The sequence below is a fragment of the Flagellimonas maritima genome, from assembly GCF_003269425.1.
Taxonomy (GTDB): Bacteria; Bacteroidota; Bacteroidia; order Flavobacteriales; family Flavobacteriaceae; genus Flagellimonas; species Flagellimonas maritima.
On sequence record NZ_CP030104.1, the window covers coordinates 2,723,379 to 2,746,349 of the forward strand.

Sequence of the window (22,971 nt, forward strand, 5' to 3'; positions counted from 1 at the left end):
TCAAAGATTTTATCTTATTTAATATCATCGACTTCTATATCTTGTCCTTTGGTGAAAGCCCCTTAGTTTTGTCGCTCTTCTCATTGAAAGTTTGCATCAAACTATACACATAGGGAATTTGTTTTTGAAAACGAATTAAAATGTCCTCAGAAATATTATCCCTACTAAAAGGGACCACTTTAACATATTCCTGAAATTCGTTGGCATTTCTTCCATATTTATAATCGTAGGGGAAGCGGCCGTTTTCATCAATTATGTTTTTTGGATTATCTTTGTTCGGTACGCTGATATAAAATTCACTGTCCAAAATGTTACCTTCAGGATTGAACAAATCTTCTTTTTTCAAATATTCATGCAGTTCCTTTGCAGTACCTATGGCAGGGTCAACTAATTTAATGTCTTCTACCATAAAACTACGGTATAAAAATTTTCCATCCTTTCCTTTATAATTATAAAGTTCTTTTAAAACAGCAGCTATTTCATTTGTCATGTAAGGATAATGCGTACACCCTAGAATAATCGATTTTAGTTTATTTTTAGTTTCAGAAAGTCTTATTTTCTCCATAAGCGTCACCAGATGATAGCGTACATAATTCTCTGCATCATTGATTTGAAGCACTGAACAATCATCTGATTTTTCGGAATCGCATAGCATCTTGCTATCTGCAAAATCAAAATTGTATACATCAAACAATGTATGGTCTATTTTGGCATCACCTTCCAAGCTTGGGCCTTTATAATTGCCACGTGGTTTTTTTAGGTTCTTATCAAAATATTCTGGATCATCATCAATGGCCTCCGCTATGCCCAGACCGCCTTGGGAAAACACCTCAATGTCACCAGTATAATTTTGTTCTTCTTTTATTTTAAAAATAGTGTTGCGATACCCTTTGGAGGCAACTGTGCCCACAGTCGCCAAAACCCCTATTATAGCATCTTCGTTTTTCCCAATAGTTTCCAAAGCTCCACGTACCCCAGCATCTATGACACCTATAATTTTAATATTTAAATTGGCTTTTTTTACATATTCCTCAAGATATTCTTTACCATAAGCCGTGGCTGTATTGCAAGCTATGACCATTGCCTTAATAGGTCGTTTGTCCATTTTTGCGGAAGCATCGTTTCTGTCCAAATAATACTTCTTGTCCATCAAAAACAGTGCATCTTTAATAATGTGTTCCTTTAAAAGATTGGTTTTCCCTTCCTTAGCATAATTACCGTACGGCATGTTTGCTTGATCGGCCAAATAGATAAAAGATTCTTTTTCAAAATCCAGTTTTCCATCACCGCCTTGTTTTAGAGTCATATTATTATTGCCATCATGTGCTACAATAGCCTTAAGTACGGTGAGTCCACCCGTACCGGAATCAAATACCCCTATGGGCAATGAATTGTCCGACAAGGGATAATTCTCAAAATCGATATCATAAAAATTCTCTTTTTTTGATACAACTTCAACATCAGTTTTGCTTTTGGAGGTATTTTCTTTGCACGATACAATAAACAACACCATGGATGCTGTAAGCAGATTAATGAATTTCATAAGTGGTAGTTTGGTTATCAACGGAATGTAAAGAGTTATTATTCGTTTTTGGGAAGCTGTTTTTCCAATACTTTTCCATTCAATGAATTATTGTAAGCTCCATCTTTAATTGTGGTTTTTCCATTTATAAAACTATGGATTAATCCTTCGGATAGTTGAAATGCATCAGTGTAGTCCGCTTTGTCCCTAAAACTATTAGGGTCAAATATAATGATGTCAGCATAATAGCCCACTTTTAATCTGCCCCTTTTTTCTATTTTGAAAATCTCAGCAGTTTTAGAAGTGCTCCTATTGATAAATTCTGCAGTGTCAATTATTTTTTCTTTAGTGACATATGTATGGAATTTTCTAGGGAAAGAACCATATTTTCTTGGATGCCCCGTGTTGCCATCTGATCCGGTAACTACCCAATCCTGCTTCATGAACGTAAAGATATCCTCATCGGTCATATTGAATGATGCTATCCGAACATAACCCGTTTTCAAGATATTGATTACCGCTACGTGAGGTTCCATATTTAGCATTTGGGATATTTCCAATAAATTTTTTCCTATGAACTCCTCATTGTTGGACTTTACGATCAATAGCTTTTCGGCACCGCCCCTTCGAGCTATATTATTTTTAATTTCTGTTAAAATTTTACTTTTTGTTTGCGGGTCTTCGTAACGGATAAACAATGAATCTTTTCCACCGCTTTCTGCCCAACGCGGCACAACGGCAGCTTTAAGGCCAGTAGCGGATGCATCATACGGATATTGGTTTGCCGTAATTTCCAGACCTTCTTTTTGTGCATTTTCGATCATTTTGACAATTGCATTGCTTTTGTTCCAAACATCTACTCCCAAACATTTAATATGCGAGATATGTACGGGGATTTTTGCCTCTCTCCCAATTTGTATTGTTTCTTCTATGGAAGCCAGAAGGCCGACGGTATACGAACTCTCATCTCGTAAATGCGTATCATAAATCCCGCCATTTTGTGCAGCTGTTTTTGCTAAAGCTATAACTTCATCCGTATTGGAATAACTTCCAGGGGCATAGAATAGACCTGTAGAAATTCCAAAAGCACCTGAATCCATTTCTTGTTGAACCAAGTGTTGCATTTTCAATAGCTCTTCAGGAGATGCCAGTTTATCACTTCTTCCCATGACCTCTTCCCTTACCGTTCCATGTCCGACCAATGGAACCACATTGGTGCCAATTCCTTGGGAAGTGTAAAGTGACTTAAATTTGCTAAGAGGATAAAAACTGTTCCCATCATTACCTACCACAACGGTAGTAATTCCTTGATATAGAAAAGGTTTATTGTGGGAGGTTTTGGCTACGTTCAAATCTCTGTCGGCATGGGTATGCGGGTCAATAAAGCCAGGAGAAACAATGAGCCCTGTGGCATCTATAATTTCTGAAGCTACGATTTCAACTTTCTCGGAATCACCAATGTAAACGATTTTATCGTCTTTTATGGCAATTGTACTCTTTAGAGATTCAAGTGATACTCCATCATAAACTATCCCATTTTTTATTAGGACGTCAGCTTCTATAATTTTTTGTTCAGCACACGACTGCATAAAAAAAGACACGGAAAAAATTACTGTGCCAAACTTTGAGAAAATCTTTAATTGATTTTTCATGGTTTACATATTCAAAACGAGCTCAATGTATTCTTTTTTCTTGAATTGGTTTGCCATTATTTAAAAATGGGGATGGGATCAAAGATAGATATTCCGGTTGGTGCGTTGGGATTTGAGTTCAACTCGTTTTGCGATATGATAAAACGTTGCGGATGTATCGAAATATCTGAACGGTTGAAAGGTACGGGAACTACGATATCCGTTTCGCTCCGCAAACGCCTTAAATCGTTCCAGGGAATGAATGTTCCAAACCCCGTCACATAACGTTCTTCAATAATTTCTCGGAGTAATGCCCTGGTTTTATCTATTCCGTCCTCGTTTTCCATTCCACCAATTTCAAAATCCTCTTCTGTATAGGGTTCGTAGGTTTTATCATCATCGTCCGAAGAAAAACGTAGCTCAAATGAATCTTCGGATTGTAAAAATTCCCTGACCAGGTTTAATTGATTGAGGCCTTGGTTGAAAGATAACGTTCTGGTGGCGCTTTCTGCTAAAATCAATAAGTTTTCTTGGTAGCTCACTAAATACATTGGGGTAAGTTCTCCATTGATGATGTTTGCCCTGCCCGTTCCTGTGGAGCCTCCTGCATTTAAATGGTTTCTTCTTGCTTTCTCGTCGGTTTTGGCATTGTTTCTATTTCCTTCATTGGTACTCAACAAATCTCTGCAAAAAGTATCATTTGCACTCATATAGCCTCTTCTGCTACCCACCATAAATCGGTAAAGCAAGTTTTCGGTACCTAATATCTGCGTTTCCAAAGGTGTGAACCGCATGCTACCTTCATGTTCGACAATACCTTTCGTGGCAGCTTCATAAGCTTCTCCATATTGCTTGGTCTGTAAATAATATCTGGCCTTTAGTGTATATGCGGTACGTAACCATCTTTCTTTATCTCCTTCAAAGAAAATATCCTCGTCCAGTCCGCTATCGGTATCTGGACTTTCCAGTAAGATTATGGCTTCGTCCAAAATAGTTTGAAGTGCTTTGTAGATTTCTATTTGCGAATCAAACTTTGGGTCTTCGACATCGGCAATATCAATTTCTGAATATGGAATATCTCCCCAGATAACAGTGGCCGTTCCCAGCGCATGTGCGTCAATTATTCTGGTAATGGCCGTTATTAAAAATCCTTCGCTGTCTATACCGTTGAGGTCGTAATATTTGGCTATTTCCCTATTTTGTTTCAGTATCCCATTGTACAAATAACCCCAAGCACTATTGGATTCCTCAGACGAGATATCATAATTAAAAAGTCCTAGGTATAGTGCGATTTCACCTCTATACTGTCCCGACCACATTCCCGATATACGTTGTAAATGGCTCATATTTAATGATATGTCAGCCAACATTGTTCCTTTAATTAACAAATTTGGTGGCAGTACCTCATCCGTAGTTATGGCGTTGGGGTTTTGATTCAGTTCTTCAAAAGATTCGCTACAAGATATAATGAAAGAAAAACAGCATATTGCTATATAGATTTGTGCCTTCATGTCGTTAATATTTGATTTCCAAAGTGAGAGAATAAGTTTTTGATGCAGGGTTGGTAAAATAATCTACTCCAAACCCATTGTCCACGCCTGTTTGGTTGGTTTGGGGATCTACCCCCAAAATATCTGTCCAAAGTGCCAAATTTCTTCCAGTAAGCGTAAATGCAATAGAGGATAATTTTGTTTTTTCCCTAAATCTTTCTGAATTCAATGTGTAACCAAGGGTAACTTCGCTCAGTCGTGTCCAAGAAGCATCTGGGTTTATAGCAAATTCGTTTATTACGGAAGAACCAAAACCTCCACCCACTGTGGTATAGTAAGATTCATTCAATAGTACAGGACCAGCACCAAAATCCTGTATGTTTCCTCTAACGGGAATCCCTACGGGATAAACATCTCCTGCACGATCTACAAGTTCTTGCGTTGGAACAACGGTGTTTCCCACATCTCTGTGGGTTCCAAAATTTCTCATGATGAAACGGGTTCGCTCTGCAAATACTCCACCTTCTGAATGCTCCACTAGTGTATTGAAAAAGAAGCTTCTGTATTTAACACGCAGACCTAGACCACCTCTCCATTCAGGATTTGGGTCTCCGAGTACGCCTTGCTCTGGGTCTAGCTGTGGGAATCCGTTTTCATCCAAGTCAAATGACCCATCGGCATTGCGCAATGCTTTTGATCCCCATAGGGTTCCCATAGGATAACCCACAACAGCTCTTGAACTAATTGAGTTGTTGGTGAGGGGTATGGTATTAGTTCCCAAAATAGAAAGAACCTCATTTCTATTGTTGTTGAAGTTACCGTATATAGAAGCTTTAAGGCCTTTATTGTTCTTTAAAAAATCATATTCCACATCGAGTTCCAAACCTTTGTTTTCCAAACTGGCCCCATTTGCATAAATATTGTCCGAACCTATACTTGGTGAGGTTGGTAGGGAAATCAAAATGTCCTTTACCTGATTGTAATAATAAGTCCCGCTCAATGATATTCTGTTATCAAAAAATTTAAGGTCCAAACCAACTTCATATTCTGTTTTTATCTCTGGTCTAAGGTTTGGATTGCCAAGATTGTTGTTAAAACGGAAACCACCTCCAAAGTTTTCCAGTTGCAACGGATCGGAATAATCCGAATATGTTGGGGTTTCATAAGTAGTCTGTGCTCTATGCGCTCTGGGTTCAACACCAACCTGACCTACGCCCATTCGTAATTTCCCACTGCTGAGAATCAAATTGTCCTTTAAAAAATCCAACTCTGTAAATAACCAGGACATGTCTACGGAAGGGTAAAAAAATGCTCCATTGATGGTTGAAGCTTGCTCCATGGCGCCGGCTGTGTTCAAGAAAAGTTGTTTTCTAAAGTTGATACTTGCGGTGTAGTACAATCTGTACTTACGTCTTTGTGTTATAAAATGTCTTGTGGTTTCAATCTCCGTGGAATTTGAGAACACCTGTGTGTCCGTGTCCGCTAGAAAATTGGCACCTTCATTATAAACTGATTTCCTAAGCCTATCGTTAAAATTATAGCCCAAAAGAAGGTTTCCATTAAAACTTTTATTGATTTTAAGGGTTTTGGTTCTGGCAATAAAATCAAGATTGGCTATTTTATTATTGATGTTGTCCAGATTGAACCTACCAGTTCCCCTCCCTGCCGTATGCACAGGAAAGAAATACCTGCGCTCATCAAAATAGGTGTCATAGCTACCCCTGATTTTGAACCGTAGCCAAGAATTGTATCTGTAGTCGAAATCTGCAGAGGCAATTATCCTATCCACTTGGTTGGGACTCTTTTGTCTATATAAGGTCCACAAAGGATTGTTGTACCCAGGATTTGTCAAAGCTCCTATCGGATTTCTATAGGAACGATGTCTATTCACCCTCAAATCTCCATCAGGAGTTGTATACGTTCCTGTATAGCCTGATATATCAAAATCAGGAGCACCTCTCAGTAACCCAAGCAATAGTCCGGCAGAGTTTGAATTTTGTTGAATTCTTAGCGATTTTGTATTGGTATACCTGAATCGAGAACGTACGCTAAGTTTATCGTTAAAATCGTATTTACCACTGAAGCCTACATTTATTCTACGGTAATTACTTTCTCTAATAACACCTTCTTGGTTTAAAGCCCCTACACTGAAACGATATCTCCCGCTTTCGTTGGCATTGTTTATGCTCAGATAGTGTTTTTGGGAAAAAGCTTCTTGAAAAACCTCATCAAGGTTGCTATCTACAAAGGTTTCCCTAGAGTTTTTGGTTTGAATTAAAAGCCATTCCTTGCCGTTCTGATCTGTAAAAAAACCTTCTTCGTTTTTTGGAAAAAATATATCTGTCGTTCCTGAGCGTGAAGATATTCTATCCCCCCAAGCTTGGCTGTTTTCAAAACTATTGCCATAGACTCCATTATTACCCTGCCCATATCTGGTCTGTACGGGGTGAAAATTATTTATTTTATCTACATAAATCGTTGTTTCGTATTCTACATTTAATTTACCAGTGTCCCTACCTCTTTTGGTAGTGATTACAATTACCCCATTAGCGGCCTCTGAGCCCCATATTGCAGCGGCAGATGCACCTTTTAAAATATCGATCGACTCTACATCATCTTCGTTGATGTCATTTAATCTTGATTGTTGTGATGTTCCACCGTCTGTATCACTGTTCCCAGCGAGGTTATCATTGCTTATTGGTACTCCGTCCAATATAATTAATGGTTGTGTGCTACCGGAGATGGTATTTGCACCACGAATTTGGATAATTGCTCCGGCCCCTGGGTCTCCGTTGGAGCGTGCAATTCTAACACCGGATGCTTTTGCTTGCAGTGCATTTATGATATTCACTTCTCCAGAGGTTGCCAGTTCATCTGCTTTTACTCTGGAAACCGTTGCCCCGAGTGTTTTTTTGTCGACTTCGATTCCTAGGGCATTAACAACAACTTCATCAAGTGCTTCAGCATCTTCTTCCAAGGTCACATTTAATAAAACCTTGTCACCTATTATCAACTCTTTATCTTTGTATCCCAGATAACTGAACACCAGTACAGCATCATTATTTGGAACTTCAATGCTGTATTTTCCATCAAAATCGGTTACGGTCCCCTGTGTGGTTCCTTTAACGAGTACTGTTGCTCCTGGTAGCGTGTCAAAATCATCGCTTACAGTACCAGAAACTGTTTTTTGCGCATAGATGCCGATTGATAGTGGCATTAGTGCCAACAGAAAAACTTTTCTTATTATCATATTCATAGTGTAGGTTATGGTTGGATTTTGGGGTCATGACTAGGGATGTTTAAATTATTCTTGGTTTTTATTTTATATATTCTGTTAGTATTCGCATCATTTCATTGGCAGAGACTGTTCCAACGAGCTCTATTTTATCTTTTGGGGTAGAATCACCGATTTCATAAGTTATACCCACTGCATCATGGCCATACAAGAACCAACCTTTTGTGTTCGGTGTCCTGCTATCGCTGCTTTTTTCATTTACGATGTAGTTGGGAATATTTTGTTCCAAAGCGCTGAACCAATCCCCAACAAAATTTGGCATTGTGGTTTTTGACCTTGTTTTGTTGGTATAGAAAACATCTTTATAGGTAGAGTGAAAATCCAGCCCCAGCATAATTTCACCATCACTTTTATTTTTGGAATTGGTTATAAAGGTTGCCACGTTCCTGGTTTCGGGCTGGTTGTAAATGGACCAGTCCCTGTTCAAATCGATACCACCACCATTATGTCTCCAATTCCCCAAGTCCACTCCGTCCGGATTTATTATCGGAAATGCCAAAACCCTGTAATTTTCCAAAAAAGTATTGGAAAGTTCTGATTCGCTCAATATGGTTTCCAAAAAATATTGATACGCAAAAAAGCCTGTTACTTCCGGCGGATGCTGTCTGGTCATTAAAACCACTATGGGTTTTTTCTCCTTTGAGCCTTTATAGATATCCAATACTGGAATATTTCTGTTGAATTTTGATTTTCCTGCTGATAATATTCTTGCGTAATCTTCTTTTCCTGCTATTAGGCCATTTATCCATTTTTCCGTATCCTTTGATGTTGCCAATTCTTGAGCGGATATCAAAATAGGAGTTCTGTCGATATTCAGCTTTACAATGGCTCCATTGCCATTTTTTACTATATTTTTTTTATTTAACTGCTGCCAACCTCCATCTACAGTTTTAATTTTTGGAATGTATCGATGCTTGTACTCTGAGGGATATTCAAATTTTAGGTAAATGTCCTTTTTTTCTTTGGCCCATATTAAAAAGGAATAGTATGCACTATTATTAATAGGAACATTTTCAGGTTCTATGGAAACTGTGATGGTACTATCGTTGAGTTTTTCAAATGCATTTAAACGAGCTCCTTGAAATTCATTACTGGCATATACGCCAATATCACTCAGTTTGAACATCTGTTTGTTCTGAAAATTTATGGTTCTGGAAGTTGTGCTTACATTTTTAGGAAAATAAACTTCTTTTAGTGCTGACTGAGCAACTATCTCTGAAGGGGAGCAGGAAAGAAGAAAAAGTAAACCAAATAAAAAATAAATCTTTTTTAAAAAATAGATGAATGAAAAATACATTGTTCCGCTTTAATAACAGTTTGAAACTAAACTGAAACTACTTTTTGCTCGAAGTAGTATCATCTTTTAAAGCTGAACATTAATAGCATTTCAAAGCGAGGAGATTGAAATTGGAAATGCTTTAATATTTGTATGGGAGCGACTAAACTACAAAAAAATTACTTTCTCCTTAATATTTAATCGATAACAGGTATTGCTGTATATATGAATAGGGATGTCTATTAATATTTAAGTCAGTAATAATTGTAAAATAACTCCGTTGATTTTGTTTTTTTGTAATATTCTAAAGTCAAGTCTACTTTTGCAAATAGAAGACCCCATCCCTTTGTGAATTCTTGATTAAATCCAATAGACACTGTCCAAATCAATGCGAGAAGACCTACTTTCCTTTATATGGAGAAACAATAAGTTTCGAACCAAGAAATTATTTACGACCGATAAGGAAGCGCTGAAAATCCAAAATTCGGGTATCTTGAATAAATTTTCCGGCCCCGATTTTTTCAATGCCAAAATCTTTATAGATGAACAACTCTGGGCAGGTAATGTTGAAATTCACGTTAAATCCTCGGATTGGTACGCACATCATCATGAGACAGATACAAACTATGATAATGTAATTCTTCATGTAGTTTGGGAAGATGATATTTCCATTTTTAGAAAGGATGGTTCTAAAATACCAACCTTAGAATTGAAGCGCTATGTTCCAAAAGAAATATTGGAAAAATATCAGAAACTTTTACAAAATCAAAAATCGACATTCATCAATTGTGAAACCAATTTCTTGGAAATCGATGCGTTTTTAAAAGCTAATTGGCTTGAGCGACTTTATATTGAAAGGCTGGAACAAAAGTCGATTTTGATAAATACGCTGCTTAAAGAAACAAAAAATGATTGGGAAGAAGTCCTTTTCATACTATTGGCCAAGAACTTTGGCTCAAAGGTTAACGGACATTTCTTTTTGGATAAGGCAAAACAATTGGGATTTTCCAAAATCCGTAGAACCAGAAATGATAAAATCCAATTGGAAAGTCTATTGCTTGGTCATTTTGGATTATTGCAAAAGAAAGATTGCCAAGATTTATACTATATTCAACTCAAAGAAGAATATGGGTATCTGATGAAAAAGTTTGGACTCTCGCATAACTTTGGAAAGCCGGAATTCTTCGGATTGCGCCCACCTAATTTCCCTACAATTAGGCTATCACAGTTGGCAAGTTTATATATAGAACATCAAAATCTTTTTGCAGAACTAATGAAACTAAACCAGCTAGGGGATATTTATGACCTTCTTCAAGTAAATGCAAGCAGTTATTGGGATAATCATTTCACTTTTGGAAAGGTTTCAAAAAAAGGGAAAAAGCGGCTTTCCAAAAATTTTATGGATTTATTGATTATCAACACCATTGTGCCGTTAAAATTTTGTTACGCTAGATATGTTGGAAAAGATTGGAATACCGATGTATTGAGGTTGATTTCAAAAGTTAAGAAAGAAGATAATTCAATCATAAAAAGTTTTGATGATTTGGGCTCCAGAACAGTAAATGCTTTTGAAAGTCAATCAAAAATTCAATTGTATACCAACTACTGTTCAAAAAATAAATGCTTACAGTGTGCTTTGGGTGTGCATTTATTGAACAGAAATACATAATTTTAGGCATGAGTTTATTTTATGATACGCTCTATTACTTCCAAAAAAGGGGTTTTGAAGTTTGTAGACGCATAGCGGAACGCTTAGGTATACGGGCAAGAGTGGTACGTACTACTTTCATATATTTGACCTTTGCAACCTTAGGCTTTGGCTTTGCCCTTTATCTTTTTATTGCATTTTGGTTAAGAATAAAGGATTTGATCTACACCAAAAGAACCTCCGTTTTTGACCTTTGAGTATGATGCGATTGTTCCGTTCCAAAATAGTATTGGCCCTTTTCTTAATGCTACTCGTATTATCATTTGGCGTAGTGGGGTACAAATTCATTTCTGGCTTTACATGGATTGAGGCGGTGTACATGACCATTATAACGGTCACCACTGTCGGATTTTCAGAAGTTAAGCCCTTAGATGCCGATGCAAAGGTTTTTACTGTATTTTTAATCGTTACCAGTGTCTTTATCTTTGGTTTTGCGATATCTGTAATAACTGAGTATTTATTGGAAAGGAACGCGCTACAGGTTCTAAAAAAGAAAAAAGTGAAGAAAAAAATAGACAATTTATCAAATCATATTGTAGTTTGTGGCTTTGGGAGAAATGGAATCCAAGCAGCAGAAAGATTAAAGGAATATAAGAGACCATTCGTTGTTATAGAAAAGGACAAGGATGTTATTGAGCATCATGAGGAAACGGCGATACTTTTTATAGAAGGAGATGCGAATGATGACGACGTCTTGTTAAAAGCCGGTATTGACCGCGCGCAATATCTTATTACAGCATTGCCTGATGATGCCGCAAATCTATTTATAGTACTCTCCGCCCGCCAATTGAACAAGGAACTTTTTATAATCAGTAGAGCATCACAAGTAACATCCCAATCAAAACTGAGGTTGGCAGGTGCAGATAAAGTAATTATGCCCGACAAAATAGGCGGAGATCATATGGCATCTTTAGTGGTGATGCCCGATCTAATTACATTTATGGATAAACTTTCAATGGAAGGGGAGCATACTACAAATTTGGAGGAGGTCGAAATCGAGGATTTTACACAATTGATAGATTGCAATTCAATTCGGGATTTGGATTTGCGCAGAAAAACGGGCTGTACCATAATAGGATATATAGAACCGGACGGTAATTATATTATTAATCCTGAAGCCGATCTTGAACTCCAGCCCAAAGGAAAAGTCATTGTTTTGGGAAGGCCTGAGCAAATCAGAAAACTTAATGAAATGTTTCAACTGGGGTAGTAAAAGATCATTTAATTTGATTCCGTTGAATTTTTTTAGGATATTGTTCCCTTTACAAATATTTAACACAACCAAATAACAAATTATGAAGTATAGACTTCTTGCCCTTATAGCAATGTTGATTCCCGTTTTATCATTTTCTCAAGAAACTGCTGAAATTGGCTTGGACAAAAAAATTGACCAAGCATTTGCCCCGGTATCGGATTTCTTCAATACCGTCATATTTTTTGAGATAATGGGAACACCATTTGTACTGATACTATTAGTGGGCAGTGCATTGTTTTTCACAGTTTATTTTGGTTTTCCCAATGTAAGATACTACTGGACAGCAATCAATGTAGTACGGGGAAAGTATGTTGAAGTTGAAAAGTATGGTCTTGAGAAGGTAGAACAGCACATGACTGAAGATGGAGATATTCCTGATACAATTAGGAATGAGAGTGAAGAGGGTGAAGTAAGTCACTTTCAGGCTCTGGCGACTGCAGTTTCTGGTACAGTTGGGAATGGAAATATAGCTGGTGTTGCGCTCGCAATAGCACTGGGTGGACCAGGAGCAACATTTTGGATGATTATTTGCGGATTGCTCGGTATGTCAACCAAGTTTGTAGAGTGCACACTGGGTGTTCAATACAGGGATGTTGATGAAAATGGAGTAGTTCATGGAGGCCCTATGTATTACATTAGTAGAGGCCTCAAAAATAAAGGATTTAAAACTTTGGGAAAAATAGCAGCTGCACTGTTCGCTGTTTTCTGTATTGGAGGATCATTTGGTGGTGGTAATGCAGCACAATCCAACCAAGCAACCATTGTGGTCAAAGAGCTTTTTGGTTGGGACAGCGCTATGGCAGGAACTATAATTGGATTTGTACTGGCAGTTTTGGTTGGTATCATTATCATTGGTGGAATTAAAAGAATAGCACAGGTTACGGAGAAAGTAGTGCCTTTTATGGCCGTACTTTATATTGTTGCCTGTCTTTATATCATATTTGGTAATTTCAGTTTGATCGATGATGCAATATCCTTGATCGTTACCGAAGCTTTCAATCCTACGGCAATAGGCGTTGGAGGAATGATAGGTGTTTTACTTGTTGGCTTTAGACGTGCAGCCTTCTCAAATGAAGCTGGTGCAGGATCAGCTTCTATTGCACATTCAGCGGTTAAAACAAAATATTCTGCTTCGGAAGGTTTGGTGGCATTGCTTGAACCTTTTATTGATACCGTTGTCATCTGTACGATGACTGCTTTGGTAATCGTTATCTTCAACTTTGGAGGTGTTTTTGATTACGGAGGTGATGGTACGGGAGCAGTTTTGATTGATGGTGTTTCATACGAAGGAGCTGGTATCACATCACAAGCATTTGCACAGTATATACCTTATTCCGATGTATTCTTGACAATTGCAGTAGTGCTTTTTGCGGTTTCAACTATGATTTCTTGGTCATATTATGGACTTCAGTCATGGAAATACCTTTTCGGTAGAGGCATGGCAATGGATCTGACCTATAAATTTTTGTTCTGCATTTTTGTAATAATTGGTGCGGCCGCAAGTATGGATTCTATTTGGGCATTTTCAGATGCAATGATTTTTGCGATGGTATTCCCAAATATGGTTGGGCTATACTTCTTATTCCCAGAAGTTAAAAAACAATTGAGAAGATATTTAGATGCCATAAAACAAGCGTACCACTAAATTGCCTTATTTGAAAAATTTCAAATCCCACTTTAGGTTCAATAAGCAAGAACGGAGTGGGATTTTCTTTTTGCTTTTGATTATCATCATTTTACAAGGCGTGTTTTTCTATCTAAAGAGCAATCCGTTTAATGGAAATTCACAAGTTGTTGTAGACGCTTCAATGGAATTCAAACTGGATAGTCTTAAAAGGCTTTCATTACAGAAAGACCCTAAAATCAGCTATTCTTTCAATCCAAATTATATAACAGATTATAAAGGCTATACTTTGGGCATGTCCATAAATGAAATAGACAGATTGCATGCGTTTAGGGCGTCAGACCGGTTTATAAATTCAGCGGAGCAGTTTCAACAGGTTACCAAGGTTTCTGATTCTATGCTGAATGTATTGTCACCGTTCTTCAAATTTCCTGATTGGACACAGAAAAAATCCAACTATGGCTCAAAAAAGAGCAAGCTTCAAAAAAGTACAGAGACATCCAAGACCTTGGACATAAATTCCGCATCCATTGAAGATTTAAAAGAAATCAATGGAATTGGTAATAAACTCTCCGCAAGAATTATAAAATTTAGGGATAGATTGGGTGGCTTTTTAACAAACGAACAATTATACGATGTTTATGGGCTTAATATGGAGGTGGCCAATCGGGTTTTACGAAAATATCAAGTATTGAAACCACCTTCGATCAAGAAAATTAATGTTAATAATGCTACAAGCTCAGAAATATCTAGTTTGGTGTATATCACTTATCAAGTAGCAGAAAGAATAGTGGAGTATCGTAGGGTCAACGGAAGAATCAACACCTTTGACGAATTGACCGGTATTGAAGGTTTTCCTTCGAATAAACTAGATAGAATAACGCTATATTTGTCACTTTAAAAATTTGCTATGAACAGTATGTACTTCACCGAAGAACATCAACTTTTTAGGGAAAGCCTAAAGGATTTTTTACAAAAAGAAGTGGTACCCCATATAGAAAAATGGGAAGAAACCGGAACTATTGAAAGGTTTATCTGGAAGAAATTCGCTGATATGGGCTATTTTGGTCTTGCGACTCCTGAATCTTTCGATGGATTGGGACTTGATCTATTCTATACCGTAATTTTATTGGAAGAACTACAGAAGATAAATTCCGGAGGCTTTGCGGCAGCAATTTGGGCGCACGTATATCTGGCGATGACCCATTTAAATAAAAATGGAAACGATATTCAAAAAAAAGCATATCTCATCCCAAGTGTTCATGGTGAAAAAATAGGAAGCTTGGGAGTGACAGAACCATTTGGCGGTAGCGATGTTGCGGGAATGAGAACCACGGCAACACGTGAAGGGGACTCATACATCATTAATGGCTCTAAAACATTCATTACCAATGGTGTTTATGGAGATTACATTATTCTCGCCGCCAAAACCGAACCTTCTGCAGGCAATAAGGGCATCAGTATATTTATTGTTGATCTGGACAGCGAAGGAGTATCGGCCAATAAGCTTAACAAACTTGGATGGCGGGCTTCCGATACAGCTGAGCTCGCATTTGATAACGTAGTGGTTCCAGCATCAAACTTAATGGGCGAAGAAGGAAAAGGATTTACTTTTATTATGGAAGCTTTCGCTCTAGAGCGTCTAATTATGGGAATAAATGCGCACGCAAGAGCTGAGCACGCGTTGGATTATACATTACAATACATGTCTGAAAGGGAGACATTTGGAAAAACCATAGATCAATACCAAGCCTTGCGTCACAGATTAGTGGACCTACATGCCGATATGGATGTTTGTAGAGAATATAATTATGCCGTTACCGCTAAAATGGATAAGGGCGATTATGTAGTGCGAGAGGCTACGATTTCAAAACTTAAGTCCACCAAAATGGCAGATGAAGTTATTTATAATTGCCTTCAATTTTTAGGAGGCTATGGATATATTGAGGATTATCCTTTAGCACGTATGCTAAGGGACAGTAGGCTCGGTCCAATTGGTGGAGGAACTTCTGAAATCTTGCGCGAGATAATTGCGAAGATAATCATAGATAAGAAAGAGTACCGAGCGCCAAGCGAATAACAAATATTTGATATATAAAATATTTTGCAATTATACTTTTTTGGATTGATTTCATTTGTATATTTGCACCCTCGTTCTCGAACGAGATATAATTTTAAAGAAAGGAGGTTGTAGCCAATGTTAATAATACCAGTAAAAGAAGGAGAAAACATCGACAGAGCTTTAAAGCGTTTCAAGCGTAAGTTTGATAAAACCGGCACTATGCGCCAGCTACGTAAAAGGCAGCAGTTCACCAAGCCTTCAGTAAAGCGCAGAGCAGAAATACAGAAAGCCGAATATATACAAGGCTTAAGAGATCAAGAAGAAATTTAAAGACCTCTATTAAAATATAATAATCCCGTTTCAATTTTTTGAAACGGGATTTTTTTTGGTTCATCCATACTTTAATTTAGATACCTTTGGAACATGCACCTAATTGCTTTCATATCGTATTTAGAATTGGAAAAAAATTATTCCCGGCATACCATAAACGCATATGAAACAGATGTAAACACCTTTACCGAATTTTGTTCTGTCCAATATGATGTACGATCAATTGATAATGTGGATTATAACCTTGTAAGAAATTGGATAGTATCCTTAGTAGATAAAGGAATCAGTAATAGAAGCATAAATAGAAAAATTTCTTCTTTACGTGCTTACTACAAGTTTTTACAAAAGATAAACCAAATAACAGAAACCCCCCTGGCAAAGCACAAAGCATTAAAAACCAACAAAAAGATTGAAGTACCTTTTTCTGAAAAAGAAATGGAAGAAATCCTATCAGAAATTCCTTTTGAAAATAATTTTGAAGGTAAAAGGGATAAATTGATTATTGAGCTATTGTACGCAACAGGTATACGTAGGGCAGAATTGGTCAATTTAAAATTGGTAGATTTAAATAGTACCAGTGGTACGATAAAGGTTTTGGGAAAACGTAACAAAGAACGAATTCTTCCTTTGTTGTCTTCCACAGACTCAATTCTTCAAGAATATTTGGAATTAAGACAAAAACTCGAAGTAATTAAAGATTCCACATATCTTTTTTTGACCAAAAGCGGTTTTAAAATTTATGAAACACTTGTTTATCGTACTATAAATAAGTACTTTAGTTTGGTATCGACGAAGGTTAAAAAAAGTCCACACATAGTAAGACATACCTTTGCCACCCACATGCTCAACAGAGGAGCTGATTTAAATTCGGTAAAAGAGTTATTGGGACATTCCAGTTTGGCTTCTACACAAGTGTATACGCACAATAGTATAGCCGAACTTAAAAAGGTTCACCAAAGAGCACACCCCCGAAACGGGAAATAGCGGATTTCCCAAATTGTTTAACCTAGCTGCCCATGGTAGCGCTAAAAACTACATTTTATGAAAGTAAATGCACAATCAGTAAATTTTGTTGCAGATGCGAAGCTCATCGATTTTGTTCAAAAAAGAATGGATAAGCTAGAAACATTTTATGATAAGGTCATTGGTTCTGATGTCCATTTAAAGGTTGAGAACACAAGTGCAAAAGAAAATAAGATAGTAGAAATAAAATTATTGATTCCCAGGGACAAGCTCATTGTAAAAAAACAATGCAAATCTTTTGAGGAAGCTGTTGATTCCGCTTGCGATTCCTTAGAGAGAAAATTAGTAAAAAAGAAAGAAAAGATGAGGGCAAAGGCATGATTAAAATTTTTGCAAATTTATTTTGATTAAATAAATAAATATATACATTTGCAGTCCGTTAGAAATAGCGGACTTTTTTGTGTTAAAAAAGTTGAGAAATGCCGATGTAGCTCAGCTGGCTAGAGCAGCTGATTTGTAATCAGCAGGTCGTGGGTTCGAGTCCCTCCATCGGCTCGTAAGTTATTGAAAATAAGGCGGGGAGATACTCAAGCGGCCAACGAGGGCAGACTGTAAATCTGCTGACTATGTCTTCGCAGGTTCGAATCCTGCTCTCCCCACAAAAGCTTTCCGTTAGTCGGTTGGTAGAATGGAGTTTTTTGAAATGTTGAAATATTTTTGGGGTATTCCCAAAAAAATGCGGGAGTAGCTCAGTTGGTAGAGCGTCAGCCTTCCAAGCTGAATGTCGCCGGTTCGAACCCGGTCTCCCGCTCTAAAGTCATTTCTGTCTAGACAGGAATCTCTTCCAATGTAATGGGAGGACTATTTTAAAGTAGTTGGTTCAACACTTTACGCCGGTGTAGCTCAGGGGTAGAGCGTTTCCTTGGTAAGGAAGAGGTCACGGGTTCAATTCCCGTCATTGGCTCAAAAATAATAGACGTAGGTTATGACGTCTTTGAAATATTGATAAAAAAGAGTGATTGGGTAGCACCTGTCTCGGACTTGCTTCGAGAAGTTCAATTCCAGTTATTAACTCAAAACGATTTGTACACTAATATAAACTAAGATTAAAATTATTTAAAATGGCAAAGGAAACTTTTGATCGTTCCAAACCGCACTTAAATATTGGTACTATTGGACACGTGGATCATGGTAAAACAACATTGACTGCTGCTATTACTACTGTATTGGCAAATGCGGGGTTGTCAGAGCTTAGAAGCTTTGATTCTATTGATAATGCACCAGAAGAGAAAGAAAGGGGTATTACAATTAACACATCTCACGTAGAGTATCAAACAGAAAACCGTCACTACGCTCACGTTGATTGTCCTGGTCACGCGGATTACGTAAAGAACATGGTTACTGGTGCTGCTCAAATGGACGGTGCAATATTGGTTGTTGCTGCAACTGATGGGCCTATGCCACAAACTCGTGAGCATATCCTTCTTGGGCGCCAAGTTGGTATCCCAAGAATTGTTGTCTTCTTGAACAAGGTTGACATGGTCGATGATGAGGAGCTTTTAGAGCTTGTTGAAATGGAAGTAAGGGAATTACTTTCTTTTTACGAGTATGATGGTGACAATGGACCTGTCATTTCCGGTTCTGCACTTGGTGCATTGAACGGTGAGCAAAAATGGGTAGACACGGTTATGGAATTGATGAATGCCGTTGATGAATGGATCGAGCTTCCAAAAAGAGATGTTGAAAAAGATTTCTTAATGCCAGTTGAAGACGTATTCACTATTACAGGTCGTGGAACAGTTGCTACCGGTCGTATTGAAACTGGTATCGCAAATACGGGTGATGCTGTTGATATCATCGGTATGGGTGCTGAGAAATTGGCTTCTACCATTACGGGTGTTGAAATGTTCCGTAAAATATTGGATAGAGGTGAAGCTGGAGATAACGTAGGTATCTTGTTGAGAGGTATCGAAAAAACTCAGATCAGCCGCGGAATGGTAATCTGTAAGCCAGGTTCTGTTAAGCCACATGCTAAATTTGAAGCTGAGGTTTATATCCTTAAGAAAGAAGAAGGTGGTCGTCACACTCCTTTCCATAATAACTACCGTCCACAGTTCTATGTAAGAACTACAGACGTAACAGGTAACATCGCCCTTCCAAGTGGAGTTGAGATGGTGATGCCCGGAGATAACTTAACTATTACAGTAGAGTTGATTCAGCCAATTGCACTTAGTGTAGGTCTACGTTTCGCTATCCGTGAGGGAGGTAGAACGGTAGGTGCTGGTCAGGTCACTAAGATTTTAGATTAGTTATTGTAAAATCATAAGTTTACGTAAGAGGGTGTCCGTCATTTGACGGATACCTTTCGACGTAAATAGAAGCGGGTGTAGTTCATCTCTAAAATTTGAGATAGTAAGACGCCATATTTACGGGCGTAGCTCAGTTGGTAGAGCACTGGTCTCCAAAACCAGGTGTCGGGAGTTCGAGCCTCTCCGCCCGTGCAAAGCACAAGGAGTGCGAGAAGTGTATCTTGAGCGTAGTCGAAGGTAGCCTCTCCGCCCGTGCAAAAATAGATTAGACGAAAAGCATAGTAGTGAGGTAAGAACTTTATCCTGAGGGAAATCAAAGGTTACCGCTCTTCAAATGCTGGAAAATACGATTAAATATGTTCACTTACATTAAGGAATCATTTGAAGAGTTAAAGAATAACGTAACTTGGTTGGATAGGGAAAAAGCTTCCAATTTAATGGTCGTTGTAGCTGTTTTCTCAATTCTGTTTGCATTGGCTACGTGGGGGGTGGATTCTCTTTTCAGTAAGTTGATTCGATTGTATTTTGATAACGTAATAGGGTAGTTGGATATGTCTGAGGTTCTGGAGAAAAAGTGGTATGTAGTAAGGGCGGTCAGTGGCCAAGAGAATAAAATCAAAGGCTATATTGAAAGTGAGGTAGAGCGAAATGGATTTGGCGATTATCTGGAAGATGTTCTAGTGCCTACTGAAAAAGTGGTACAGATCCGTAATGGAAAGAAAATTAACAAAGAAAGAGTCTATTTCCCTGGATACATAATGATAAAGGCCAATTTGGGAGGAGAAATGGTACACATCATCCGTTCCATAACAAACGTAATCGGATTCCTAGGGGAAACCAAAGGTGGTGACCCTGTTCCTTTGCGAAAAACCGAGGTCAATCGAATGCTAGGGAAAGTTGATGAGTTAGCCGTAAATACTGACAATGTTGCAATTCCTTTCGTATTGGGTGAAACTATAAAGGTAATCGATGGCCCTTTCAACGGGTTCAATGGAACAGTTGAAAAAATCAATGAAGAAAAACGCAAGCTTGAGGTCATGGTTAAAATTTTCGGCAGAAAGACACCATTGGAACTAAGCTATATGCAGGTTGAAAAAGTATAACAAGATATGAGATAATAGATATGAGACATGAGATTGATAGATTGGATTAATATGAATCTATTATCTAAAATCTCATATCTAGAATAAAAAGAACTGTTACATGTATTAAGTTGTGTTGCTTCCAATTGACACAATTTCATTTTAATTTAAAACAATGGCAAAAGAAGTAGATAAGGTAGTTAAATTACAAGTTAGGGGAGGTGCTGCGAATCCGTCGCCACCGGTCGGACCCGCCTTAGGTGCTGCCGGTGTTAACATTATGGAGTTCTGTAAGCAGTTTAATGCGCGTACACAGGACAAACCAGGTAAAGTATTACCTGTTGTTATCACCGTTTACAAAGACAAATCTTTCGAGTTTGTTGTAAAAACACCACCGGCGGCAGTTCAATTGATGGAAGCAGCTAAGATTAAAAAAGGATCTGGCGAACCTAACAGGGTCAAAAACGGTTCAGTATCATGGGATCAAGTAAAACAGATCGCTGAGGATAAAATGGTTGATTTAAATGCATTTACTGTTGAGTCCGCTATGAGCATGGTTGCTGGTACAGCAAGATCTATGGGGCTGAAAGTGGCTGGGAAAAGACCTTTTTAAAATCTTAAAGTAACTAATAATGGCAAGATTGACAAAAAATCAAAAAGAAGCTCAATCCAAAATAGATAGAAATAAACTCTATTCTTTGGAGGAGGCCTCAAATTTGGTAAAAGAAATAACCAATGTAAAATTTGATGCCTCCATTGATCTTGCAATTCGTTTGGGTGTAGATCCGCGAAAAGCAAATCAAATGGTGCGTGGTGTCGTTACCTTACCTCATGGTACAGGAAAAGATGTCAAAGTTTTAGCATTGGTGACCCCAGATAAAGAAGCAGAAGCTAAAGAAGCTGGCGCTGACTTTGTAGGGTTGGATGAATATTTGGATAAAATAAAAGGCGGTTGGACAGATGTTGATGTTATCATCACGATGCCAAGCGTTATGGGGAAATTAGGCCCCTTGGGTAGAGTTTTAGGACCTAGAGGTTTAATGCCCAATCCAAAAACCGGTACGGTAACCATGGATGTTGCAAAAGCAGTATCAGAGGTTAAGGCCGGTAAGATTGATTTTAAAGTAGATAAGACAGGAATCGTTCACGCAGCAATAGGTAAAGCATCTTTTTCAGCAGATAAAATAGCAGATAACGCTAAAGAGCTTATAGATACTTTGGTGAAGATGAAACCAGCAGCGGCCAAAGGTATTTATATGAAAAGTATATATTTATCAAGCACAATGAGTCCAAGTCTTCAACTAGATCCAAAAGCGGTTTAAAGAACTGGTAGTTCAATATTTTAACTATGACAAGAGAAGAAAAAGCAATCGTAATAGAAGATTTGACTGCGCAGTTGGCCGATAATGCTATTATTTATTTAGCTGATATATCAGGATTGGATGCTGTTGCCACTTCTAATTTAAGAAGGGCATGCTTTAAGGCTAATATTAAACTCGCAGTTGTTAAGAACACCTTGCTTGCAAAAGCAATGGAAGCTTCTGATAAGGAATTTGGAGAACTTCCCGATGTTTTAAAAGGAAATACATCATTGATGTTGTCCGAAACGGGAAATGCTCCGGCAAAGCTTATCAAAAATTTTAGAAAAAAATCAGATAAACCTTTACTCAAGGGAGCCTTTATTGAAGAAGCTGTCTACGTAGGGGATGATAACCTTGAGAAACTTGTAAATATCAAGTCAAAAGAAGAGGTTATAGGAGATATCATCGGATTGTTGCAATCACCGGCCAAGAACGTTATTTCTGGTCTTAAATCCGGTGGCGGTAAATTGGCCGGTATCCTTAAAACATTATCTGAAAAATAATTCGCGCACAATAACTAAGTATATTTTAAAAATTTGATTAAACGATAGAAAAATGGCAGATTTAAAAGATTTTGCAGAACAGTTGGTAAACCTTACAGTAAAAGAGGTAAATGAATTGGCCGACATATTAAAAGAAGAATACGGTATCGAGCCTGCTGCAGCTGCAGTAGCTGTTGCTGCTGGCGGAGCTGGCGGTGGTGAAGCTGAGGCCGCTGAGGAGAAATCAGAATTCGATGTAATCCTTACAGCAGCCGGTGGTTCTAAATTGGCAGTCGTTAAATTGGTTAAGGAATTAACCGGTCTTGGACTTAAAGATGCTAAGGACATTGTTGACAGTGCTCCAAAAGCAGTTAAGGAAGGTATCGCCAAAGATGAGGCAGAAGGTATCAAAAAATCATTGGAAGAAGCAGGAGCAGAAGTTGAGCTTAAATAATTGCTTTTACCATACAAACTGGGTTAAGGTCTTTCCATTTTAATGGTTGGACCTTCCCCTATTTTAATACGTAGTGTATAAAGGCATACACATACCCAATAGTATTCACGATCAAAATTTGTCCACT

Annotated in this window: 21 protein-coding genes and 5 tRNA genes; 21 read left to right on the forward strand and 5 right to left on the reverse strand. The window is 37.9% G+C overall.

Annotated features, from left to right (window positions below):
* Positions 1 to 34 precede the first annotated feature (34 nt).
* The 5 genes from HME9304_RS12060 to HME9304_RS12080 form a co-directional block, all read right to left on the reverse strand.
* Entirely contained in the window at positions 35 to 1,543 is a 1,509-nt protein-coding gene (locus HME9304_RS12060) for a glutamate racemase (RefSeq protein WP_112378839.1), read from the reverse strand.
* Positions 1,544 to 1,581: 38 nt separating this feature from the next.
* A complete protein-coding gene (locus HME9304_RS12065) occupies positions 1,582 to 3,174 on the reverse strand; it encodes an N-acyl-D-amino-acid deacylase family protein (RefSeq protein WP_112378840.1) in 1,593 nt (530 codons plus the stop codon).
* A gap of 56 nt (positions 3,175 to 3,230) precedes the next feature.
* A complete protein-coding gene (locus tag HME9304_RS12070; protein ID WP_112378841.1) occupies positions 3,231 to 4,664 on the reverse strand; it encodes a SusD/RagB family nutrient-binding outer membrane lipoprotein in 1,434 nt (477 codons plus the stop codon).
* A 4-nt stretch (positions 4,665 to 4,668) separates the two neighbouring features.
* On the reverse strand, positions 4,669 to 7,899 hold the full coding sequence (locus HME9304_RS12075; RefSeq protein ID WP_112378842.1) for a SusC/RagA family TonB-linked outer membrane protein: 3,231 nt from the start codon (positions 7,897 to 7,899) through the stop codon (positions 4,669 to 4,671).
* A gap of 61 nt (positions 7,900 to 7,960) precedes the next feature.
* Complete coding sequence (locus tag HME9304_RS12080) at positions 7,961 to 9,235, reverse strand: M14 family metallopeptidase (RefSeq protein WP_112378843.1); 1,275 nt, start codon at positions 9,233 to 9,235, stop codon at positions 7,961 to 7,963.
* 367 nt (positions 9,236 to 9,602) lie between these two features.
* Between HME9304_RS12080 and HME9304_RS12085 the strand changes: the two genes are divergently transcribed.
* The 21 genes from HME9304_RS12085 (at position 9,603) to rplL (ending at position 22,844) form a co-directional block, all read left to right on the forward strand.
* Positions 9,603 to 10,883, forward strand: a complete 1,281-nt coding sequence (locus tag HME9304_RS12085) for a DUF2851 family protein (RefSeq protein WP_112378844.1) — start codon at positions 9,603 to 9,605, stop codon at positions 10,881 to 10,883.
* An 8-nt stretch (positions 10,884 to 10,891) separates the two neighbouring features.
* The gene (locus HME9304_RS12090) at positions 10,892 to 11,119 is read left to right on the forward strand and encodes a PspC domain-containing protein (RefSeq protein WP_112378845.1); all 228 of its coding nucleotides are present in this window, start codon (positions 10,892 to 10,894) and stop codon (positions 11,117 to 11,119) included.
* A gap of 2 nt (positions 11,120 to 11,121) precedes the next feature.
* Positions 11,122 to 12,132, forward strand: a complete 1,011-nt coding sequence (locus HME9304_RS12095) for a potassium channel family protein (protein WP_112378846.1) — start codon at positions 11,122 to 11,124, stop codon at positions 12,130 to 12,132.
* Between the two features lie 85 nt (positions 12,133 to 12,217).
* On the forward strand, positions 12,218 to 13,822 hold the full coding sequence (locus HME9304_RS12100) for an alanine/glycine:cation symporter family protein (protein ID WP_112378847.1): 1,605 nt from the start codon (positions 12,218 to 12,220) through the stop codon (positions 13,820 to 13,822).
* A 10-nt stretch (positions 13,823 to 13,832) separates the two neighbouring features.
* Entirely contained in the window at positions 13,833 to 14,702 is an 870-nt protein-coding gene (locus tag HME9304_RS12105; protein WP_112379811.1) for a ComEA family DNA-binding protein, read from the forward strand.
* A gap of 9 nt (positions 14,703 to 14,711) precedes the next feature.
* Entirely contained in the window at positions 14,712 to 15,881 is a 1,170-nt protein-coding gene (locus HME9304_RS12110) for an acyl-CoA dehydrogenase family protein (RefSeq protein ID WP_112378848.1), read from the forward strand.
* A 117-nt stretch (positions 15,882 to 15,998) separates the two neighbouring features.
* Positions 15,999 to 16,193: a 30S ribosomal protein S21 gene (gene rpsU, locus HME9304_RS12115; RefSeq protein WP_055393644.1), complete on the forward strand. Its 195-nt coding sequence runs from the start codon at positions 15,999 to 16,001 to the stop codon at positions 16,191 to 16,193.
* Positions 16,194 to 16,286: 93 nt separating this feature from the next.
* Complete coding sequence (locus HME9304_RS12120) at positions 16,287 to 17,177, forward strand: tyrosine-type recombinase/integrase (RefSeq protein WP_112378849.1); 891 nt, start codon at positions 16,287 to 16,289, stop codon at positions 17,175 to 17,177.
* Between the two features lie 57 nt (positions 17,178 to 17,234).
* Positions 17,235 to 17,537 carry a ribosome hibernation-promoting factor, HPF/YfiA family gene (gene hpf, locus HME9304_RS12125; protein ID WP_112378850.1) on the forward strand — a complete coding sequence of 101 codons (303 nt, stop codon included), beginning with the start codon at positions 17,235 to 17,237 and terminating at the stop codon, positions 17,535 to 17,537.
* Between the two features lie 100 nt (positions 17,538 to 17,637).
* Positions 17,638 to 17,711, forward strand: a tRNA-Thr gene (locus HME9304_RS12130).
* A 22-nt stretch (positions 17,712 to 17,733) separates the two neighbouring features.
* A tRNA-Tyr gene (locus HME9304_RS12135) sits at positions 17,734 to 17,815 on the forward strand.
* A 79-nt stretch (positions 17,816 to 17,894) separates the two neighbouring features.
* Positions 17,895 to 17,967: transfer RNA gene (locus tag HME9304_RS12140), tRNA-Gly, on the forward strand.
* An 81-nt stretch (positions 17,968 to 18,048) separates the two neighbouring features.
* Positions 18,049 to 18,120, forward strand: a tRNA-Thr gene (locus HME9304_RS12145).
* A 157-nt stretch (positions 18,121 to 18,277) separates the two neighbouring features.
* Positions 18,278 to 19,465, forward strand: coding sequence for an elongation factor Tu (tuf, locus tag HME9304_RS12150; protein ID WP_112378851.1), 1,188 nt, complete (start codon positions 18,278 to 18,280; stop codon positions 19,463 to 19,465).
* A 119-nt stretch (positions 19,466 to 19,584) separates the two neighbouring features.
* Positions 19,585 to 19,657 (forward strand) — tRNA-Trp (locus tag HME9304_RS12155).
* Between the two features lie 164 nt (positions 19,658 to 19,821).
* A complete protein-coding gene (gene secE, locus HME9304_RS12160) occupies positions 19,822 to 20,010 on the forward strand; it encodes a preprotein translocase subunit SecE (RefSeq protein ID WP_055393636.1) in 189 nt (62 codons plus the stop codon).
* A 6-nt stretch (positions 20,011 to 20,016) separates the two neighbouring features.
* The gene (gene nusG, locus HME9304_RS12165) at positions 20,017 to 20,568 is read left to right on the forward strand and encodes a transcription termination/antitermination protein NusG (protein ID WP_112378852.1); all 552 of its coding nucleotides are present in this window, start codon (positions 20,017 to 20,019) and stop codon (positions 20,566 to 20,568) included.
* A gap of 154 nt (positions 20,569 to 20,722) precedes the next feature.
* On the forward strand, positions 20,723 to 21,160 hold the full coding sequence (gene rplK, locus HME9304_RS12170) for a 50S ribosomal protein L11 (protein WP_097047425.1): 438 nt from the start codon (positions 20,723 to 20,725) through the stop codon (positions 21,158 to 21,160).
* A 19-nt stretch (positions 21,161 to 21,179) separates the two neighbouring features.
* Positions 21,180 to 21,869 (forward strand): 50S ribosomal protein L1, encoded by a 690-nt coding sequence (gene rplA, locus HME9304_RS12175; protein WP_112378853.1) that lies wholly within the window; start codon positions 21,180 to 21,182, stop codon positions 21,867 to 21,869.
* A 26-nt stretch (positions 21,870 to 21,895) separates the two neighbouring features.
* Positions 21,896 to 22,411 (forward strand): 50S ribosomal protein L10, encoded by a 516-nt coding sequence (gene rplJ / locus HME9304_RS12180; protein WP_112378854.1) that lies wholly within the window; start codon positions 21,896 to 21,898, stop codon positions 22,409 to 22,411.
* Between the two features lie 52 nt (positions 22,412 to 22,463).
* Positions 22,464 to 22,844, forward strand: coding sequence for a 50S ribosomal protein L7/L12 (gene rplL / locus HME9304_RS12185; protein WP_112378855.1), 381 nt, complete (start codon positions 22,464 to 22,466; stop codon positions 22,842 to 22,844).
* The last annotated feature ends 127 nt before the right edge of the window (positions 22,845 to 22,971 follow it).

Bases quoted from the DNA above. Each gene is read 5' to 3' on its own strand.
- HME9304_RS12060 (WP_112378839.1), bottom strand. From the start codon at position 1,543: ATGAAATTCATTAATCTGCTTACAGCATCCATGGTGTTGTTTATTGTA.
- HME9304_RS12065 (WP_112378840.1), bottom strand. From the start codon at position 3,174: ATGAAAAATCAATTAAAGATTTTCTCAAAGTTTGGCACAGTAATTTTT.
- HME9304_RS12070 (WP_112378841.1), bottom strand. From the start codon at position 4,664: ATGAAGGCACAAATCTATATAGCAATATGCTGTTTTTCTTTCATTATA.
- HME9304_RS12075 (WP_112378842.1), bottom strand. From the start codon at position 7,899: ATGAATATGATAATAAGAAAAGTTTTTCTGTTGGCACTAATGCCACTA.
- HME9304_RS12080 (WP_112378843.1), bottom strand. From the start codon at position 9,235: ATGTATTTTTCATTCATCTATTTTTTAAAAAAGATTTATTTTTTATTT.
- HME9304_RS12085 (WP_112378844.1), top strand. From the start codon at position 9,603: ATGCGAGAAGACCTACTTTCCTTTATATGGAGAAACAATAAGTTTCGA.
- HME9304_RS12090 (WP_112378845.1), top strand. From the start codon at position 10,892: ATGAGTTTATTTTATGATACGCTCTATTACTTCCAAAAAAGGGGTTTT.
- HME9304_RS12095 (WP_112378846.1), top strand. From the start codon at position 11,122: ATGATGCGATTGTTCCGTTCCAAAATAGTATTGGCCCTTTTCTTAATG.
- HME9304_RS12100 (WP_112378847.1), top strand. From the start codon at position 12,218: ATGAAGTATAGACTTCTTGCCCTTATAGCAATGTTGATTCCCGTTTTA.
- HME9304_RS12110 (WP_112378848.1), top strand. From the start codon at position 14,712: ATGAACAGTATGTACTTCACCGAAGAACATCAACTTTTTAGGGAAAGC.
- rpsU (WP_055393644.1), top strand. From the start codon at position 15,999: ATGTTAATAATACCAGTAAAAGAAGGAGAAAACATCGACAGAGCTTTA.
- HME9304_RS12120 (WP_112378849.1), top strand. From the start codon at position 16,287: ATGCACCTAATTGCTTTCATATCGTATTTAGAATTGGAAAAAAATTAT.
- hpf (WP_112378850.1), top strand. From the start codon at position 17,235: ATGAAAGTAAATGCACAATCAGTAAATTTTGTTGCAGATGCGAAGCTC.
- tuf (WP_112378851.1), top strand. From the start codon at position 18,278: ATGGCAAAGGAAACTTTTGATCGTTCCAAACCGCACTTAAATATTGGT.
- secE (WP_055393636.1), top strand. From the start codon at position 19,822: ATGTTCACTTACATTAAGGAATCATTTGAAGAGTTAAAGAATAACGTA.
- nusG (WP_112378852.1), top strand. From the start codon at position 20,017: ATGTCTGAGGTTCTGGAGAAAAAGTGGTATGTAGTAAGGGCGGTCAGT.
- rplK (WP_097047425.1), top strand. From the start codon at position 20,723: ATGGCAAAAGAAGTAGATAAGGTAGTTAAATTACAAGTTAGGGGAGGT.
- rplA (WP_112378853.1), top strand. From the start codon at position 21,180: ATGGCAAGATTGACAAAAAATCAAAAAGAAGCTCAATCCAAAATAGAT.
- rplJ (WP_112378854.1), top strand. From the start codon at position 21,896: ATGACAAGAGAAGAAAAAGCAATCGTAATAGAAGATTTGACTGCGCAG.
- rplL (WP_112378855.1), top strand. From the start codon at position 22,464: ATGGCAGATTTAAAAGATTTTGCAGAACAGTTGGTAAACCTTACAGTA.